Genomic DNA, 17,184 nt, shown 5'->3' on the forward strand with positions numbered 1-17,184 from the left:
GCTGTCAACGTCGGCGGGGAGGCGGTATGTCATGGAAATCATGAAGAAAAAAGAAACGTTCGAAGGGAAGCGCTTTCCGTTCAAAATCGGGATACAGCGGCATACGCCCCATCTGGTGCGCGCCCACTGGCACGAGCACCTCGAGTTTATCCGTATCTTGCGGGAGCCGGTTACGCTGCACATCGACAACCAAACGTTCGAAACGCGCAAGGGCGACATTTACTTCATCAACAGCAATCAGATCCATTCCGCCACGACATGGCAGAACGAGCGGGAGTACGGCGACGGCGTCTTGCTGGGCATGGTGTTCGACAAATCGATCTTGTTCCTCGCGGCGGACAACCTCGAGATGCGCCAAACGTTCTCGCTGCTCGGCGGCGCCAACGTGATCCGCAACCGGTATACGCCGGACGATCCGCAATGGGAGGAACTATCCGGGGCGATGGACAAGGCGTATGAAGAATTTACCGGACAGGAGCCCGCCTACGAATTCGCCATCTTGTCGTGTCTGTACCGGATGATGACCCCTCTGCTTCGTCTGCATCAACACGATCCGCGAAGCGGCGATCCCGGCAAGCACGCCGCCTATTACCGCAGACTGAAGCCTGCGCTCGATTATATGGAGAGCTATTACGCCGGCAAACTTTACATGGATTCCGTATGCAAAACGGTCAATATGAGTCCGTATCATTTCTCCAGCATGTTCAAGAAAACGTTCGGCATCCCGCCCGTCCAATATTTGACCCGCATTCGCATCGATCAGGCGAAGCGGTTGCTTGTCGATCGGGAAATACCGGTGACCGAAATTGCCGAACGGAGCGGCTTCTGCAACATTAACTATTTCGACAAAGTATTCAAGGAGCAGAGCGGCTTCACGCCGATGGAATACCGGAAACGGTTCGTTCCGCTTTCCTGACGCCGCTGCATGAAGTGCGCTCATGCTTCTTCCCATAGTCCCGCAGCCGCTTCGCGCCGAGACGATAGGCGCGGTCCACCTGCCGGCATACCCTTTCGATCTCCGCCTCGTACAGCTCCCTACTGTCCGTGATGAAATCGGCGCCGATCGTATAGCTCGAAATCGCGATTCCGGCTTGCTCGGCTTTCGCGCGTACCGTATCGACCCAGTCGAAGTCGCCGTCCGCCGCAAAGCCGACCGGTACGATTTCGATATGGGCTCCGCCTTGGTCCGCCGTCCACTGAATGACGTCTTCGATCGTCATCTCCCCGGATCGCATCGCCCGGACGAGACAGTAGGAGCTTAATCCGATTTTCATAGGTCCTCCTCCCCTTTCCGGAGTGCTCGTCGCTCTCCGTTCTCATTTCCATCATAGAAAATACGGCGATTCCGTTCTAGACAACATTCGGGGAAGAAGTTATCATTTTTTGTTGTCCGGCTCTAGATGGCGATTTCACCGCGAATGAAGAAAGACCTGCGGTTGTAATTGCCGCAGGTCGTGCTTGTTCGAAAATGATCGGATAGGTGATGCTTGAAAAGGAAAAGGCCGCATCATATGCGACTTTTGCATAGTTAAGGTTCTTGTCCTTCGAAATATCTTCGGCTTAACCGTTTGCCCCGCGTCTAACGCCCGTCGCCTGCTTGGGCCCCGCCTCGTCTCCCGCGGTCGGAGATGCAATAGCAGACGCAGAAGAAAAACGTTTGTCCAGAAGCATGGCCAGCATATATTGCGATACCATCGCGCCGAGAACAATCCATGCCAGCGGACCGGTTTCCAAGTCGGGGACGAACAATAGCAGCGGCAGAAGGAAGGACGCGCGGCCTGCATTCCAGCATACCTCGCGGATCACCATGGATTCCACCCGCAGCTCACCCTTCAGCGGAAGCGTCCCGATCAGCCTATAGTAATACCCGTCGTACGTACCCGCTTTAATCGGACCGCAGATCGAGTGAATAACTAGGAATGTGATGACCGTCCAAGCCGAAATGCCTGACACGAGCAGCAACGAAGCCGCCGTGTAAAGCGTCACCGTCACGAATAAGTACATCTTCGTCCCGCCGGCCGTCGCGTACTTGGAGAACAAGTAGCTGGCTGCAATGGCGAGAAACGAGAGCGCCGCATTGAGCACGCCGACCTTGTTCTCTCCCTGCAGCACCTGATATAGCAGGATCGGAGGCAGAAATAGCAGCGCGCCCTGCTTCACCCCGAGCAGCGTATTGCCGATCAGCGACCGCCTGAACGAAGCGTTCCTGCGTACGAGCGAAGCCATATGGTTCAAATAATAAGTTTTCCTTCTAGTGTCCGGCACCTTGATCCGCGTACTGATCGCAGCGGCGCACAGGAACACGAGAAGCGCGACGGAAAACAAGATCACATACCCGCGCAGACCCTCGGAATAACTGAATATAGCCGCAGCTGTAAGGGGTGCCGCCAAAGTTGCGATCGTGGACGTAAGCGAACTAAGCCCGATATACCGCAGCCGGTTCTTCTCGTCCGATACGACGTACGAGAGCGTCCAATAACCGATCCAATAAAACCCGCCCGCCAGGCCCAAAAACACGCCGAACACCGGGTAGTAATCGACGACCCGCTCCCGGGCCGCCACCACTGCGAAGTAAAATAAAGAAATCAGCGCAATGCCTAGCCGATATACGGTCATCGTGCCTTTACGCTTTACATACTTCCCTCCGACGACGAAGCCGACAGCGGTAAATGTGTAAAGGAGTATATTAAAAATGCCGTTTATCGATAAGCTGTGCGTAAGCCGCCACAAATACAAACTTAAAAATGTTCCCGCCATCGAATGCGCGAATATGAACAAGCCCTGCATCACTAGTGTGACGCGCGCTTCTCTTGAAAGCCTTCGATCATCTTGTACGGACCGCCGCTCGATTCCCATGCTGTCTCTCTCCGATTGTGCGCTTTAGTCTTCCGGCCGCATCTCCTAAACTGCCTATTCGCGGCGGTACACGGTTATTATATCGTACAAATGTTCGATGGTATAGATAGTAGTTTTGAACAAAAAATCCCCATACTATGGGGATTTTTTAGCGCTATTGCTCATGTCGTCTATCAATGCAAGTTCCAAACGTGTACCCTCATTGCTATCCGAAGTTACCCGTCGAGCGTTCGCCTATTTCTTCGCCGCCTGCAGCGTTTCGATCGCCTTGTTCGCCGCTTCCGCCGCTTCCCGCAGAGCGGTGTTCACATCTTTGTTGCCGAGAACGACGGCGCTGAACGCGGACGAAAATTGCGCCGATGCGGCCGATTCTTCCGCCGAGTAGTCGCCGAGTGCCGCGCGTTTTTGCGGGAACATGGCGGCGATGTTTTTCCCTTTGAATTTCGGATCGTTCGCGCCATACTGCTTCAATATATCCGGATTGTTCAGCACGGTTGCGCGGCCTTTTTTCGTATTTTCCAGCTGGTATTCCTCCGACACCAAATATTCGATTACTTCGAAGGCCAAATTCGGATTTTTGCTCAGCTTGGAAACCGATAAGTACGCCGGGTACGCTTGCGCGCCGACTCCTTTGGCATCGTCGTAATAAGGCACGGAAACGACGTCCCAGTTCATATCCGCCGGAGGCGTGCCGCCGCTATAGTTCGTGTACATGGCCGCCGTACGGTCTTTTTCGAACATCGCCCGCTGGGCTGCGACCGCAAGGTTCGTGCTGTTCCAGGTCGGCCCGGGAATTTGATAAAAAGACGCGAGTGTGCTCAGCATTTTTTTCATGCCGTCGCTTTCCAGCAGCGCCTTGCCGGTTTTCGGATCGACGAATTTCTGTCCGAGCTGGTTGGTCGTCGCATGGCTAGCCTGGCTCGTTACAAAGCCGACATACTGAATGCCCCCGTCATTCCGGGTAAGCTGTTTGCTCAGCTGAAGCAATTCACTCCACGTCATGCCGTCCTTCGGATAGGCGACTCCGAATTTGTCGAATATATCTTTGTTGTAGTACAAGCCGGCGGTCGCGGTCCAGACGGGAAGCCCCAGCATGGAACCGCTTCCATTATTCCGCTGGTAGTCGATCGTCGTTTGTTCGAATTTGCTCAAGTTGAGATTGAAGCTTTTGATGAACGGGGTCAAGTCCGCCTGGATGTCCAAATTTCGGAGTGTGGCCTGATAGCCGATCGAATCGAACATAACGTCGATTTTCGTGCCCGAAGTGATGATGTCCTGAATTTGCGATCCTTTGGAATTCGGGATATACGTAAAGGTGACGTCTGGAAACTTTTTGCGCAAGGCGTTCCCGTACATGTCGTCGAACGCCTCCTGGGTAACGGATCCGCCCGCCGTATACATCGTAATGTCGAGCGGTCCGTTTCGGGCCGGTCTTTGCGTTGCTTGCGGCTCCGCACCTTTCGGAGCGTTGCTTCCCGCCGCTTCTTTGCCGCTATTTCCTCCGCCACCGCCGCAGCCGGCCAATGCCACCATAGCCGCCACCGCAGATACCAATCCCGTTTTTTTCATGATCATATGGATTCCCTCCCATGCTGGTTACGTGCCGATTGATTGTCTGACGTCCGTTTCGCCGAACCGGGTTTTGTCGATTCTGGCGCACAGCTCGTCTTCGTCGATAATATTCGCCCAGTAGGCTTTAAAATGGTTGTACAGCTTCGAAAACGCCGAAGCGGGAATATTCAGGTCGCTGTAGGAGCGGTACGAAAACAGCATTTCGCGAAACAACGGATAACGGTTCGGCCGTTGCATCGAGCTCGGGGCTATCGTCGAATGCACAGCCTGCAGGCTCGGGATGCTGACCGTTTCGTCACGGATGAATTGCTGCGTCCCGAAGGAAGTCATAAAGTCCAGAAACAGCTTCGCCTCTTCCATGTACGGAGTATGCCGGACGATCCCCAAACCAAGAGCGATGACCAGCGTTCTCGGCTCGTCGATGAAAGGGACCGGAGAAATATCGAAGTCCGGAATCGCGTCCGGGTCCGCATCCATCCACTGGTTGAACCCCATATAGCTGTTAAGCGTCATGGACAGCCTGCCTTCCAGAAACATCTGATTGATTTCGCGACTGTCCTCGGACCAATAGAGCGGAAACATGTTGCGGTTTTCGATGATCGACCGGAACAGCTTCAAGCTCTCTAGCAGTTTCGTGCCGCGAAGCGAGTTGGGCTTGCGCCCGGACCATTCGAACCGCTCCCCGCTTTGCAGCAAAAATACCGGCCAGCGGTTGATGCCCGGCCCGTGAAAGCAAAAGCCGTACCGGCCGTTGCCGTTAGTCAGCAGCTCGGCACTTTGCACCAAATCGTTCCATGTCCAGCTTCCGTTCGGTTCCTGCAAGCCGTTTTCGCGAAAATGCGCCTTATTGTAGCACAGCACTATGGGCGAAAATATGATCGGCTGCATATAGGGCAGCCCTTCATAAAAGAACGGCCGGGAAACCGCCGAAAAGATGCCGGTATGAACCGGAAGCGGCTCCAGCTTCTCCGCGCCCCCGCTCTCTATCGCCTGTAAAAACTGAAAATTATCGATCATGACCAGGTCGATTTTCTTGACGGAATCGGGGCCCGGTATTTCAGAATACAGTTCGGTCTCTACGGAAATCCACGGGTATTGCGCCTGAAAGCGGCTCAACAGCTCGGACAGCAGCAAATTGCGATGAGTAACCTGATTGCACACCAGCTTCAGCACGACGCGGGTTTGACGCGTCAACACTTTGTTGCCCACTCCGGGAATTTTCTCAATCCAGCCTTCCTCAACCAGTAAGTCGAGACCTTTGCGCAGCGATCTGTTGCTCATCCCGAATGCCTCGGCCAATGAGGCTTCCGACGGCAAAAATTCTCCGGGAGCGTATTTTCCATCTATAATTTCGCTCCGCAGCGCAACCTTCACCTGCTCCAATTTTTCTCGGAATTGTTCGTTTGTCGGTCTTACTTTCATGGTTGAATTCCCCTTCTGCACGGTCATAAACATCCGTGATTATTTTATCACGTCCGATCGATAAGCCGCACCCCCTCGACTTCCGCAAGCCACCAATGCATATATGATTATACATTTACGTCATCATATACATTGGAACATACTTTGGATTAATCTAATACAAGGTACCGTTACACAGAAATTATATTGTTCATGTTTTGGTAAGTCAATGTTTAATTATATGCATTGGATTACATTAATATTATAATTAGTGCATTGGTTAAAAATAAAAAGCCGCATTATTTGCGACTTTTAATGAAATGGTGCGGCGACGGCTAGTTTTGCTCGGTTGTTTGAGGAAAGAGAGTTTCGTCCCTCACACCGGCGATCCCGGCAGCAGTCTCACGATCATCCGTTCGAATTCTTCCGGCTCAACCGCACGATTGTAAATGCCGAGAAAAGCCTCGGTCGCTTCGGGATGAGAGGCGATCAACCGATTGACGAGCCGCTGCTCCGGCGTAAACGGGACATTCTTCGTAAACTGGCACGCCATATAGAAGCGCGACTTCATCTTCGCTTCCATCAAGCTATCGTAACTATGGATCATCTCCTCCCAGTTGGAGTTCCAGTCGTCATAACGGGTTAGAACGTCGGTCAATATTCGCGCGCCGTAAAGCGCATCCTGCATCCCTTGCCCGACGGCGGGATCTTTGAACGACAAGGCATCGCCGACGAGCGCCCATCCTGCACCCATCCCTTGATACCAATCGTTATCGTAGCCGCGCAACCCTCGTATCGAGCCGACAAGCGATGCTTTTCGCAGCCGCGCCGGCAAGGGGGAGTCCGCAAAACCGCTGTCGATCAGGTCGCGCATCGCCGTATCCGGAGATTGAGCGAACCGCCCGCCCCATTCTTGATCCTTCAGCGGAAACATAACGCCTATGACGTACAAATTGTCGCTCGTAGGAAACACGATGCCGATTTTGTCGCTGATTTTGTACAGCTCCGCATGCATGTCGCCCTCTTGCGCGTAGTCCGCGAAGTAGCCGACATAGGAAGCAAAGTCGGTGGGCACGGCCATTTTGCGCTTACTGTTCACGAGCCCCCGCAAAGTCGAGCGGCGACCGTCAGCGCCGACGACAAGTTTGGCTGAGAATTTCTCCTTTTCTCCGCTGCGGTGAACGCCCGAAATCCCAGTTACCGCATTCCCCTCCCGAATTACATCCGTAACACGAAAGCCTTCGATCGAAGTGACGCGGTCTTGCGAAGATGCATGATCGAACAGGATATGATCCAAATGCGTTCGTCTGATGCACAAACACTCCGTCTCTCCGTCCACTTCGGGGAACTTTCCGTCGATGACGGCATCTTCGAATTGAACGACCGCCCGTTTATACAGCGGTGCGCCCGTTTGCAGCAGGCTCTCCAGGACGCCCATCTCCCGCAGCATCGCAACAGAGTTTCCAAAAAAATTGTGGGTCGACAAAATATCGCTCGGAAATGCGCTCTTATCCACTAACAGTACATCATAGCCCGCTTTCGACAATTCGTAGGCGAGCGACGAGCCGGCGATCCGAGCCCCGACGACGATAACATCGTAATGTTTTTTCATACGATCATCCCTTCTCTTTTTTTGCGCTTCATACGCCACAAGGAGTGCAGTGTCGGCTTATTTCATTATCGGGAAATCGCTATCCGCAACATAGCAACGAACGACCCATCTCTTGGAACGTGTTGTCACCACTTTTGTCATCCGGATGACAACTTCGGCGGCGCTAAAAAGAAAAGGCTGCCGGCACGATCCGGCAGCAGTTGGCTTTGAACTATCGTTTCCCGCCCACGTTTACGTCATAGAGCCCGGGCACACCCGCGATTGATTTTGAAGAATGTGTCTCTCGGCGATGCCGGGCGTTATGCTGCCACGTCTCTTCGCGTGAACATGATCCATGAGATCAGATTGAATACGAGGAAATAGACGGCGAGCACCCCGATGGAGAAAGAAAGCGTCATTCCCTCCTGGAACGGATGTCCGGTCAGGTGTTGGGTGAGATCGGTGTTCGCAAACAACAGAAACTTGCTCCAATCGAACCGGTGCAGCACCTCCAGAAGAATATTGCCCGCAAACAGGGCACCGATCGAAAACCCGATCGCCATGGTGCTGCTGCGGAAGGCGGATGAAATCATAAAGGCCATAGTAACGTACATGACCGTGGATACGGTGTTGAAAACATACGTTTTCCATAGGTTGAGAACCATATTCTTTTCGATAATAATCCCTTCTACAGTCACATCGATCAAAGGCAGATCCATGTAGCCGAAGCCGTATAAGATTCCGTTCACCGTGACGGATAAGACGAACAGAATGAGCAGCAACAGCATGCCGAACAAGAGCAAGGAGATATACTTGGATACGAGAATCTTGACCCGACTGGCCGGCCGGATGAGCAGCAGCTTGATCGTACCGGACGAGAATTCGCCTGCCAGACTGTCTCCCGCAATGATGATGGTGAAGACAGTAATCACAAGAACCAGACCGGCCGAGCCGTTCACGCCATCCCACATCGTGCCATCCGTCGTGCGAATGTTATGCTCCAAATGATAGTCGATGACGGCAATTCGCTGCATGTTGTACGTTCGACTCTCTTCATCCAGGTCGGGCTTCTTTAGATTTTCGCTCCGGTGCTCCTTCTCCTTTATCAGTTCCGCCCGCCAGCCTTCGCCTTGCGCCTCTTTTCCATCAAAATGCCATGACATGATGTTGACAAAAAGCACAAAAGCGGCCATGAGTCCAATCAGGATCCACGTTCGCACACGACGGTATATTTTCATGTTTTCATTCCGCATCAGATTAACCAATCTGCTCATCCCCCGTTATTTCCAGGAATCGATCTTCCAGAGTCTTGCGAACCAACTGGACGCCATAGATGCGAATATTATTCTGCATCAGCTCTGCCAAAATGTTCGGGACGCGTTCCCGCTCGATCGCGACCTCGACGAGCCCCTCCTGAACGAGCTTGACCCCCTGGACACAAACCCCATCCATCTGCCTCATGGCTGCCAGCGCCTGTTCCGGAGGCTGCGCTTCGATCAGATAGGTTTGAGCCCCGTCGTTCCCCTGAGTAAAAAGCTGAATCGGCTTCACATCGACCAGCTTGCCCCGCTGGAGGATGGCGACCCGATCGCACATGAGCTCCATCTCGGACAACAGATGGCTGGAGACGATGACGGTGATTCCTTCCGCGCGGGTCAAATGCCGCAAATAATCGCGCAGCTCGCGAATCCCCGCCGGGTCAAGACCGTTCGTCGGTTCGTCAAGAATCAGCAGGGACGGCCGGTGCAGCAGCGCCTGGGCGACACCCAAGCGCTGGCGCATGCCGAGCGAATACTTACTCACTTTGTCGTGAATGCGGTTTTCCAGCTTGACCCGCGAAACTACTTCGTCGATCCGTTCCTTGGTCACTCCAGGCACCATGCGGGCGTAATGAACGAGGTTATGGTACCCGCTCAGATACTTGTACATTTCCGGATTTTCCACGATGGCGCCGACGTGCCGGATCGCTTGCTCGAATTCGGTTTTAATATTTTTCCCCCTGATCAATATTTGACCCTTGGTGATCGACATCAGTCCGACGATCATGCGGATTGTCGTTGTTTTGCCAGCCCCGTTCGGGCCAAGAAAGCCGAAAATTTCGCCTTGCGGAACGTCAAACGTAAGATCGTCGATGATGGTGGTCCGGCCGATCCGTTTGGTCACATTTCGCAAGCTGATGATAGGTTCATTGCTCATACACTGCCTCCTTTAATGATGGATACGGGAGTTGTCCATTATGACTTTAACACACGATTTATCGATATTCAATAATTATTTATTATATATAAACATGTTTATATTGTTATAGACATAAAAAAATCCGCGGTTTACGCGGATCCGTAATGTTTTACATGCTGGTGAAATCGGATATGCCTGTATGGAGATGCCACGATCCGTCCCGGTCCCGAACCAGCGTATGATCGTTCACATAACAACCGGTTTTTTCAGGCTTGAACAACACGCTCCAATTACTCGCAATGATAGGCTTATACAGCTGCTCCATCAATATCACTCCCGCAATAAGTAATGTCGTCTCCTGATTGATTCATTTTCTCATATCTCGACGTTATCACGAAAGCTAGAAATTTTAACTGTATAGGGCATGTCCAGCCTTGAATGTGCGTATATACTCGTACCGTATACAACATCGTTTACCGTCTCTTCCCCGAAGCGGAAACAGGCCCGAGACAGTCGTGCCGTCCCGGGCGCACCTTTCCGCCGCTTTATCGGATTTCCGGTTACTCTAACGGGGAACGCTAGTCCAATCCCCACCCATTCCAATATACCCTTCGACGAACGGCTTTATCTCGGACGGGCAAAAGTCGATGAACCGCTTCGCCGAATCGGACAACGGCCATACTTGCTCCGGCTTGTAGCTTTGCTTACGGAAGCTCATTCCGCAGCTCAACCGGGTTTCCGTACCTCGATGCGGATATACTCCATGGTACGTCCGTTCCGCAAACAGAATCATGTCGCCCGGCTCGGCGACGACCGGCATAGATCCCGGCACATCGTCCATCCGCGTATGAGGCGTAGGCGCGGCGCCCTTTTTGTAAAACGACTTTTTCCGTTCCGTAAACGCAAAACCCTCGGGAGCATCCCAATCCTCCGTATGCGAGTCCGGAATAATCGCCAATCCTCCCCGCACGTCGTCGATGCCGTTCAAATAAAACCACATGGAGCTGGCGCCTGAATTGTTTAGGACCGCGTTCGTATCATACGGATGCTCGAGAGGTCCCCAGTCCGTATGCCACGCCATCGGACCGCAGCCCGCTTTTTTGTAAATGGCGGCGGAACGGTTCAACGAGATCGGTTCGTCGCCGTTCAGCGCGCGGGCGATGCGCATGTACGGCTCATACGTCATTAAAGACGCGTAAACGGGAGAAAACTCGATGAAATGGTTATGCGTGTACGTAATGACCCCGGATGACTGCACTACGGGCTCAAGCACGCGGCGTACTTCCGCTTTCAGCATTTCCACCATAGCTCCGGGCAGCATCCCTTTTACGATGGCAAAGCCGTGCTGTTCATTGCATTCCACGATGTGCGGCACTTCGTTCTTGTCGAATTCGAAGCGGTAAGGCAATGTCTCATGAGTTGTCAAAGAAAGCCCTCCTTTTTTCCAATCGCCGATCGTAATTCATCTTAAAAACTTTCAGCAAATGAAACAATGGCGGCAGCGTCTCTTTTATTCCCAAAAACGGCTGCTTGCTCCTGAATGTATTGAATGGCGAAGGTCTTGGTCCTATACTGGTACCGAGAGGCGCTAACATGAGGGGGCTGTGGCGAGTGGACATTATTCAGTCCGTCAAGGCGATACGGAACAATCATATACCGAGCGCGGAGACGGGGATTTCTCTCGTTCCTTGGATGTTGCCGACGATTCCGGAAATTCCGCATTGGCACGACACGTTGGAGATATGCTACTGCCTTTCCGGCAAAGGCGTGTTTTATTTCAAAAACCGGGAATACGACATCGGTCCCGGCGATCTTGTCATCGTCAACAATGTCGAGCGGCACACGTCGAAATCGTACAGAGGCTTCACTTGCTCGAATCTATTTTTATTTTTCCATGCCTCGACGATCGAGCAGTTGGACTTCCATTTGCTCCGCCCGTTCCTGTACGACCGCGATCGGTTTACGCATCGCATACCGGCGCAGCTCCCGGTAGCTCGCGAAATCGGCAAGCTTATATTGCAAATGCAGGAGGAGCTTGCGGAGCGCCGTCCGGCCTACGGCACACTAATCAAAAGCTTGTTGTTTCACATCTGCTCCTTGCTTGCGCGCCATTACGATGCCGAAACAAACGGAGTATGGCAGCGGGTTTATGCCAAATACGCAACGGTCCGCTCGGGGCTAGCTTACATCCAAACCCATTATCGGGAGAACATCGGTCTCGATGACGTCGCCAAAGCAATATCGCTCAGCCCGTCACGGGCCCGTCATTTGTTTGCCGAAGTGATGGGAGAAAGATTCAAGACGTACCTGCTCCATCTGCGCGTTCAAGCTGCTCAGCGGCTGCTGGTGCAGACGGACTTGCCTATCGAGGACATCTGCGAGCAGTGCGGATTTCAGAGCACCTCTTCCTTCTACCGGGAATTCCGGAGGCTGGCTAAGGAGACGCCCTTGTCGTACAAAAAACGAAACAGTGCTCCGTGCCGTCATCCGAACGAAACTCTCGGCACCGACATGAATCCGCAAAATGGGATTCGAGTGTAAAGAAGACTTTTTCAACAACCTTCCCGGCATGTGTCTTACTTGTCATTTATTAGGATCTATTACTTTCCATAATCGCCTTGACCTCCTTCACCAATTGAACGGAAGCCTCGATTTCCACCTTCCGCGTCGAGACGCTCTCCACGCTGCAGCCGATCGGGATTCCTTTTTCCAAGCCGAATTCGAACAATTCGGCAAAAATGTCGCGGGACAAAGCAACCGATTTATCCAAAATGTCGTGGGAATGAACAAGCTCGTTTTCCAGCCAGCGCGGAATGCTGATCCCGAGCCACTTCATAAATTGCAGCGTTTTGTGCGAGCCGCACGGAGCCAAGTTAAACAAGATCGGAACCATCTCGATTTGTTGCTGCCGGCAGTGGTAGTAATAATCGGACAAAAAGTTTTTCGACGCTTCCACGTTGTAGGTCGCCTGCGTGACGAAAAATTTGCAGCCGTCGATCGTTTTCGTCACCGTCCGGACATGCTCGTCTTGTTTTTGGATATGCCTCTCCGGGATGACGACTCCGCCCATCGTCAAATTGCCGTTCAAGCTTCGTGTGAGCCGATACGCGTCAGGCAACCTTAGCCGAACCTGTTGTTTGCTCGAAGAAGCCCCGACGAACACGGAAAACCGGTCCTGCTCCGGATCCGCGGCGACCCATTCGGCGAACTCGGCTTCCGTGTTGTTGCCGACGCAGCGATATATAATTTTGGGCACGTCCCATTGCCGCAAATACGTTTTGCAGTAAACGTTCGGGTCAATCGTCCGCAAATACGGAAAAGGCCGTTCCTCCTCGACCCGGTCGGCCTCCTCCTGTACGTCGTATACGATCAGGCCGTCCAGGCCGAGATGCTGCAATCTCGCGATTTGCTTTTGCGAGATTTCCAGCACTTTCTCCGCGTCGGTATTCCATTTGGGCGGCGTAATGCCGTATGTCAAGATGCCGGACTGTCTATCAGCAATTTTCTGCTTTAACATGGCTGCACTTCCTTCTTGTCCATTCCTCGGGCGGCTAGTGAATCACTTGTATCGTCTATCGTCCGATAATAGAAAGATAACACATATTATTGGCTATAGCGTTATACGGTTTTATTATATCCTGTTATAGCCTTAAGCTATATGATCACGATAAACGGGCAGCCGCCGGACCGCGTCGTTAGCGTATCATCGTCCCTTTCTCGAGAATACCCCGATTGGGGGATGGATGTATTCATACGACGATGATAAAGTTGTTGTATCGAACTAGCGGGGTGATTTGGATGTCTGAGGTTCAGAAACCGATTGAGCAAAAATCTGAAGCAGATAAGCAAGAAATCGAGTTAATCGATCTTCCTAAAGAGTTATCTGAAGAAGAAATGACAGAAGTAAACGGCGGCTTCGGCTTTGGGAAAGGCAGCGGAGGCAGAGCGATACGCCGCGGGACATAAGATGAGGCGACCTCTTTAAGCAAACAGACATCTGCCCCTTGCATAATGGGCAGATGTCTTCATTTTATACCTCGGCGCTATCCTTTAACCGAGCCGATCATCGTTCCTTTCTCGAAATAGCGAAGCAGGAACGGATACACCACCAGTACCGGAAACACGGAGACGATCACAGCCGCCATCTTCAGGCTCTCCGGCGCGGGCGGGATCTCGTTCACCGCCGACGTAAACGGATCCAGACGGTTCTCGATCAGGATTTGGCGCACGATCTGCTGCAGGACGAATTTCGTTTGATCCGTCACGTAAAGCAAGTTGTCCATAAAAGCATTGATATGATACACGAGCGACCAGAGGCCGATTGTTACAAGAGCCGGCATCGATAACGGCAACAAAATCCGGGTAAGTATGCGCAAATCGCGAGCACCGTCAATCCTTGCCGCCTCGACGAGCGCATCCGGAATGGAACGGAAGAACGAGATCATGACCAGCACCTGGAACGCATTCGCCGCATGAGGCAGCACATAAACCCACCGCGTATTGAGCAGATGCAAATCTTTCATTAGCAAATAATTCGGAACAATTCCTCCGTCGAAGATCATGGTGAATAGCAGGAGCAGCACCAGCACCCGCTTCCACGGAAAATCTTTGCGCGACAGCGGGTACGCGGCGCATACGGTGACGAGCAGCGTCAGCGCCGTCCCGACGACCATACGGAAGAGCGTATTCCCGTATCCCGTCCATATGAACGGATACGTCATGACTTCCCGATACGCGACCAGAGTAGGCTGCCTCGGAATCCAATGAAAGCCGCTGCGCAGCGCCTCCCCCCGTCCGCTGAACGAAACCGACAGCACATGGATGAACGGGTATACGACAACGACTGCGAGTAGGCCTAATACGATATAAATCAAGCAAACTGTGAGCTTATCCTGCCAGCTTTCGGTTCTCATGCTGCGCCTCCTCCTACCATAGGCCGCTCTCCCCGCGGCTCAGCCTGCGCACCAAGAAGTTCGCCCCCAGGATCAGCAAGAGCCCTACCAGCGATTTGAACAGACCGATTGCGGCGGTGTAGCTGTACTGGAATTGCTGAAGACCGACACGATACACGTAAGTGTCGATGACGTCTCCGGTGTCGTAGGTGACGGGGTTGAGCAAGTTGATGATCTGTTCGAAATTGGCGCTCAAGAAGCCGCCGAGGCTCAGAATAAACAAAATCGCCACGGTCGGCATGATCGACGGAATGCTGATGTGAACCATCCGCTGCCAGCGGTTCGCCCCATCGACGGTCGCCGATTCATGCAGCTCCGGATGGATGCCGGAGAGCGCGGCGAAGTATATAATCGAGCCCCACCCGATATCTTTCAGAATGGCCGATACGACGACAATCGAGCGAAAATACTCTTTCTGCCCCATATAAAAAACCGGTTTTCCTCCGAACCATTCCACGATTACGGCCACGATGCCCGTCGTCGGCGACAGGAAATAGATCACGAGACCCGACATAATGACCCAAGAGACAAAATGAGGCATGTACATCGTGATCTGCACGAAACGTTGAAAAAAGCGGGACCGGATCTCGTTCAGCAGCAGCGCCAGCACGATCGGGGCCGGAAAAGCGAACACCAGCAAATACAGATTCAGCAGCAGCGTATTTTTGAGCAAACGGTAGAAATCGTCCGTTTGAAACAGCGCTTCAAAATGCTTCAGTCCGACCCACGGACTGCCCCAGATGCCGTCGATGACGCGAAAATCTTTGAACGCGATCATTACGCCGTACAGCGGACCATACTTGAACACGAGGAAAAAGGCAAAGGCAAACAGATAGAGCGCAAGCAGCTCCCGATGCTTCATGATGGTCTTCATTGGTTTGTGCACGTCCTTAAGCCGAATTCGATCCGTCCCCGAAGAAAAAGCGGGTCGCCTGGTCGACGGGGACGTGAAATCGCTTCGCTATCTGGTTATTTTTTGAACTGCTTCTGATACATCTCGTTCGCTTCCTTAGTCAGATCGTTTCCGCCCTTCGCTTTCCATTCCGCCACATATTTGTCGAAGTCGCTGAGCGGGATCTCCCCGCTGATGAATTGGGCGAAATACTTCTGCGTCAGCGCCGTCAAATCTTTCTTATACTTGCCGTCCGACGGCAGCGCCGCGAACAGCAGCGCGTCGGTCCAGCGCGGCGCGGACGAATACGTGCGGACCGCTTCGTTCAGCTTCGGATTCGAATATTTGTCGCGATAGCTGCGCGTCGTAATATTGCCGAGCGAGAACAAGCGTGCGCCGATCGAATCGCGCTGCTCCTGCTTCTCGTAGCCGGGCAAATATTTCGTTGCCCCCGAGGCCGCACCGCTGCTCGCAAAATCCCAATGCGTTCCTTTCACGCCCAAAGTCGTCATATTGATCGTCTCTTCGTCGCTGCTCTCCGCCCGCAAAATCTCGAAAATTTTGTTCAGCTTCGCGGGATCGTCCTTCACCTTGTTGCCGATCACGACGTAATTGCTCTTGACCCCCCAATCCCAGCTTCCGCTGCCGCCGGGGCCAGCCGGATTTTTGCCCAGCACGAGCTTGGCGTTCGGGTTTACGTCCTTCATCGAGACGACGGTCGCCCCGTCGTCAAGCGCAGCCCTGCCGATCTGCTCCTCGATGACGCCGATTCGATTGTTGTACAGCTTCTTGCGGTACGTATCCTGCGTATCGGTTATAAACTCCGGGTCGATGACGCCGTCGGCGAACCATTGGCGCAGCTTGGCAAGGGCATCCTTCGCCTCCGGCATAACCGATCCGTTCACGACCTGTCCGTTCTTCTCCTGCCACATGGTAGGCTCCACGCCATAGGCGCCGAAGATCGAATAGAACCCTGTCGACCAAGTTGACGTCGCCGTACCGGTCAGGCCGTACGTGTCGTTCTTGCTGTTCCCGTCCGGATCCTGCTTGGTGAACGCGTACACCGCCTTCTCGAACTCATCGAGCGTCTCCGGCAGTTTGGAAATCCCGACCTTGTCCAGCCAGTCTTTGCGCCACAGCATCGTCAAATCGTAAGGCTTCAAATCGATAAACATCGGAATCGCCCACAGCTTATCTCCGAACGTTACCGTTTGGAACAGCGCCTTCGACTGCTCTACGTCTTTGTAGTATTCCGGCATCTTCTCCTTAATCATATTCGGGTCGATGCTCATGAGCACGCCTTGCCCCTGGTAAGCGGATACATTGGAAGGATCGCCGAGCATGAACAGGTCAGGCACATCACCGGATGCGATGCTGGCGTCCGTCACTTTGACCGGTTTGATTTTGACGTTGAATTTTTGTTCCAGCCATTTCTGTACTTGCGTATCGGCGACGACCGCCGCCGCTTGGAAGTGAATCCCCCATTTAATTTCAATCGGTTTGGCCGTGCCGCTTGGACCCGCTTCGGAGTTGTTTTTCTTTGCTGAAGTGCACCCGCCGAGAAGGCTGACCGCCATACCGGCTGCCATGACGGAAAGCACGACAGGCTTCATTTTTATATAGCCCACGACAATCTCTCCCTGCTATTGGTTTGGTAAAACGTTTTCCCGCTAGTGCTGTCCGGCCGGGACTTGCGAACGGTTACATTTCTACGATATCCCGCAGCGGGCGGCAGCACAATC

16 protein-coding genes are annotated in these 17,184 nt (G+C 53.0%); 3 read left to right on the forward strand and 13 right to left on the reverse strand.

What is annotated here, in order from left to right; all coding sequences use genetic code 11:
- Positions 1–31: 31 nt before the first annotated feature.
- Positions 32–916 (forward strand): AraC family transcriptional regulator, encoded by an 885-nt coding sequence (locus tag FE783_RS16755; protein WP_158301858.1) that lies wholly within the window; start codon positions 32–34, stop codon positions 914–916.
- Here FE783_RS16755 and FE783_RS16760 read toward each other — a convergent pair.
- The 9 genes from FE783_RS16760 to FE783_RS16795 form a co-directional block, all read right to left on the reverse strand.
- On the reverse strand, positions 873–1,274 hold the full coding sequence (locus FE783_RS16760; RefSeq protein ID WP_138880528.1) for a sugar phosphate isomerase/epimerase family protein: 402 nt from the start codon (positions 1,272–1,274) through the stop codon (positions 873–875). The genes FE783_RS16755 and FE783_RS16760 overlap by 44 nt on opposite strands.
- Positions 1,275–1,560: 286 nt before the next feature.
- Entirely contained in the window at positions 1,561–2,856 is a 1,296-nt protein-coding gene (locus FE783_RS16765; protein WP_138880529.1) for an MFS transporter, read from the reverse strand.
- A gap of 234 nt (positions 2,857–3,090) precedes the next feature.
- Positions 3,091–4,431 (reverse strand): ABC transporter substrate-binding protein, encoded by a 1,341-nt coding sequence (locus FE783_RS16770; protein WP_138880530.1) that lies wholly within the window; start codon positions 4,429–4,431, stop codon positions 3,091–3,093.
- A gap of 21 nt (positions 4,432–4,452) precedes the next feature.
- Positions 4,453–5,850: an extracellular solute-binding protein gene (locus FE783_RS16775; RefSeq protein ID WP_158301859.1), complete on the reverse strand. Its 1,398-nt coding sequence runs from the start codon at positions 5,848–5,850 to the stop codon at positions 4,453–4,455.
- A gap of 355 nt (positions 5,851–6,205) precedes the next feature.
- The gene (locus tag FE783_RS16780; protein ID WP_138880532.1) at positions 6,206–7,441 is read right to left on the reverse strand and encodes an NAD(P)/FAD-dependent oxidoreductase; all 1,236 of its coding nucleotides are present in this window, start codon (positions 7,439–7,441) and stop codon (positions 6,206–6,208) included.
- Between the two features lie 299 nt (positions 7,442–7,740).
- Positions 7,741–8,694: an ABC transporter permease gene (locus FE783_RS16785; RefSeq protein WP_138880533.1), complete on the reverse strand. Its 954-nt coding sequence runs from the start codon at positions 8,692–8,694 to the stop codon at positions 7,741–7,743.
- Positions 8,678–9,616, reverse strand: a complete 939-nt coding sequence (locus tag FE783_RS16790; RefSeq protein ID WP_138880534.1) for an ABC transporter ATP-binding protein — start codon at positions 9,614–9,616, stop codon at positions 8,678–8,680. The genes FE783_RS16785 and FE783_RS16790 overlap by 17 nt, the downstream gene beginning before the upstream one ends.
- Positions 9,617–9,767: 151 nt before the next feature.
- Positions 9,768–9,923 (reverse strand): hypothetical protein, encoded by a 156-nt coding sequence (locus FE783_RS37595; protein WP_158301860.1) that lies wholly within the window; start codon positions 9,921–9,923, stop codon positions 9,768–9,770.
- A 240-nt stretch (positions 9,924–10,163) separates the two neighbouring features.
- Positions 10,164–11,024 (reverse strand): phytanoyl-CoA dioxygenase family protein, encoded by an 861-nt coding sequence (locus FE783_RS16795; protein ID WP_138880535.1) that lies wholly within the window; start codon positions 11,022–11,024, stop codon positions 10,164–10,166.
- A gap of 185 nt (positions 11,025–11,209) precedes the next feature.
- Here FE783_RS16795 and FE783_RS16800 point away from each other — a divergent pair, with 185 nt between their 5' ends.
- On the forward strand, positions 11,210–12,139 hold the full coding sequence (locus FE783_RS16800) for an AraC family transcriptional regulator (RefSeq protein WP_158301861.1): 930 nt from the start codon (positions 11,210–11,212) through the stop codon (positions 12,137–12,139).
- A gap of 49 nt (positions 12,140–12,188) precedes the next feature.
- Here the strand turns inward: FE783_RS16800 and FE783_RS16805 are convergent, their stop codons facing one another.
- Complete coding sequence (locus FE783_RS16805; protein ID WP_138880537.1) at positions 12,189–13,115, reverse strand: methylenetetrahydrofolate reductase; 927 nt, start codon at positions 13,113–13,115, stop codon at positions 12,189–12,191.
- Positions 13,116–13,396: 281 nt separating this feature from the next.
- Here FE783_RS16805 and FE783_RS37600 point away from each other — a divergent pair, with 281 nt between their 5' ends.
- Positions 13,397–13,564, forward strand: a complete 168-nt coding sequence (locus tag FE783_RS37600; protein ID WP_158301862.1) for a hypothetical protein — start codon at positions 13,397–13,399, stop codon at positions 13,562–13,564.
- A gap of 77 nt (positions 13,565–13,641) precedes the next feature.
- Here the strand turns inward: FE783_RS37600 and FE783_RS16810 are convergent, their stop codons facing one another.
- The 3 genes from FE783_RS16810 to FE783_RS16820 form a co-directional block, all read right to left on the reverse strand.
- The gene (locus tag FE783_RS16810; protein WP_138880538.1) at positions 13,642–14,511 is read right to left on the reverse strand and encodes a carbohydrate ABC transporter permease; all 870 of its coding nucleotides are present in this window, start codon (positions 14,509–14,511) and stop codon (positions 13,642–13,644) included.
- A 13-nt stretch (positions 14,512–14,524) separates the two neighbouring features.
- Complete coding sequence (locus tag FE783_RS16815) at positions 14,525–15,424, reverse strand: ABC transporter permease (protein WP_138880539.1); 900 nt, start codon at positions 15,422–15,424, stop codon at positions 14,525–14,527.
- 95 nt (positions 15,425–15,519) lie between these two features.
- Positions 15,520–17,070 (reverse strand): extracellular solute-binding protein, encoded by a 1,551-nt coding sequence (locus FE783_RS16820; RefSeq protein ID WP_138880540.1) that lies wholly within the window; start codon positions 17,068–17,070, stop codon positions 15,520–15,522.
- Positions 17,071–17,184: the final 114 nt, after the last annotated feature.

This window comes from Paenibacillus mesophilus, from assembly GCF_005938385.1.
Lineage (GTDB): Bacteria > Bacillota > Bacilli > Paenibacillales > NBRC-103111 > Paenibacillus_AB > Paenibacillus_AB mesophilus.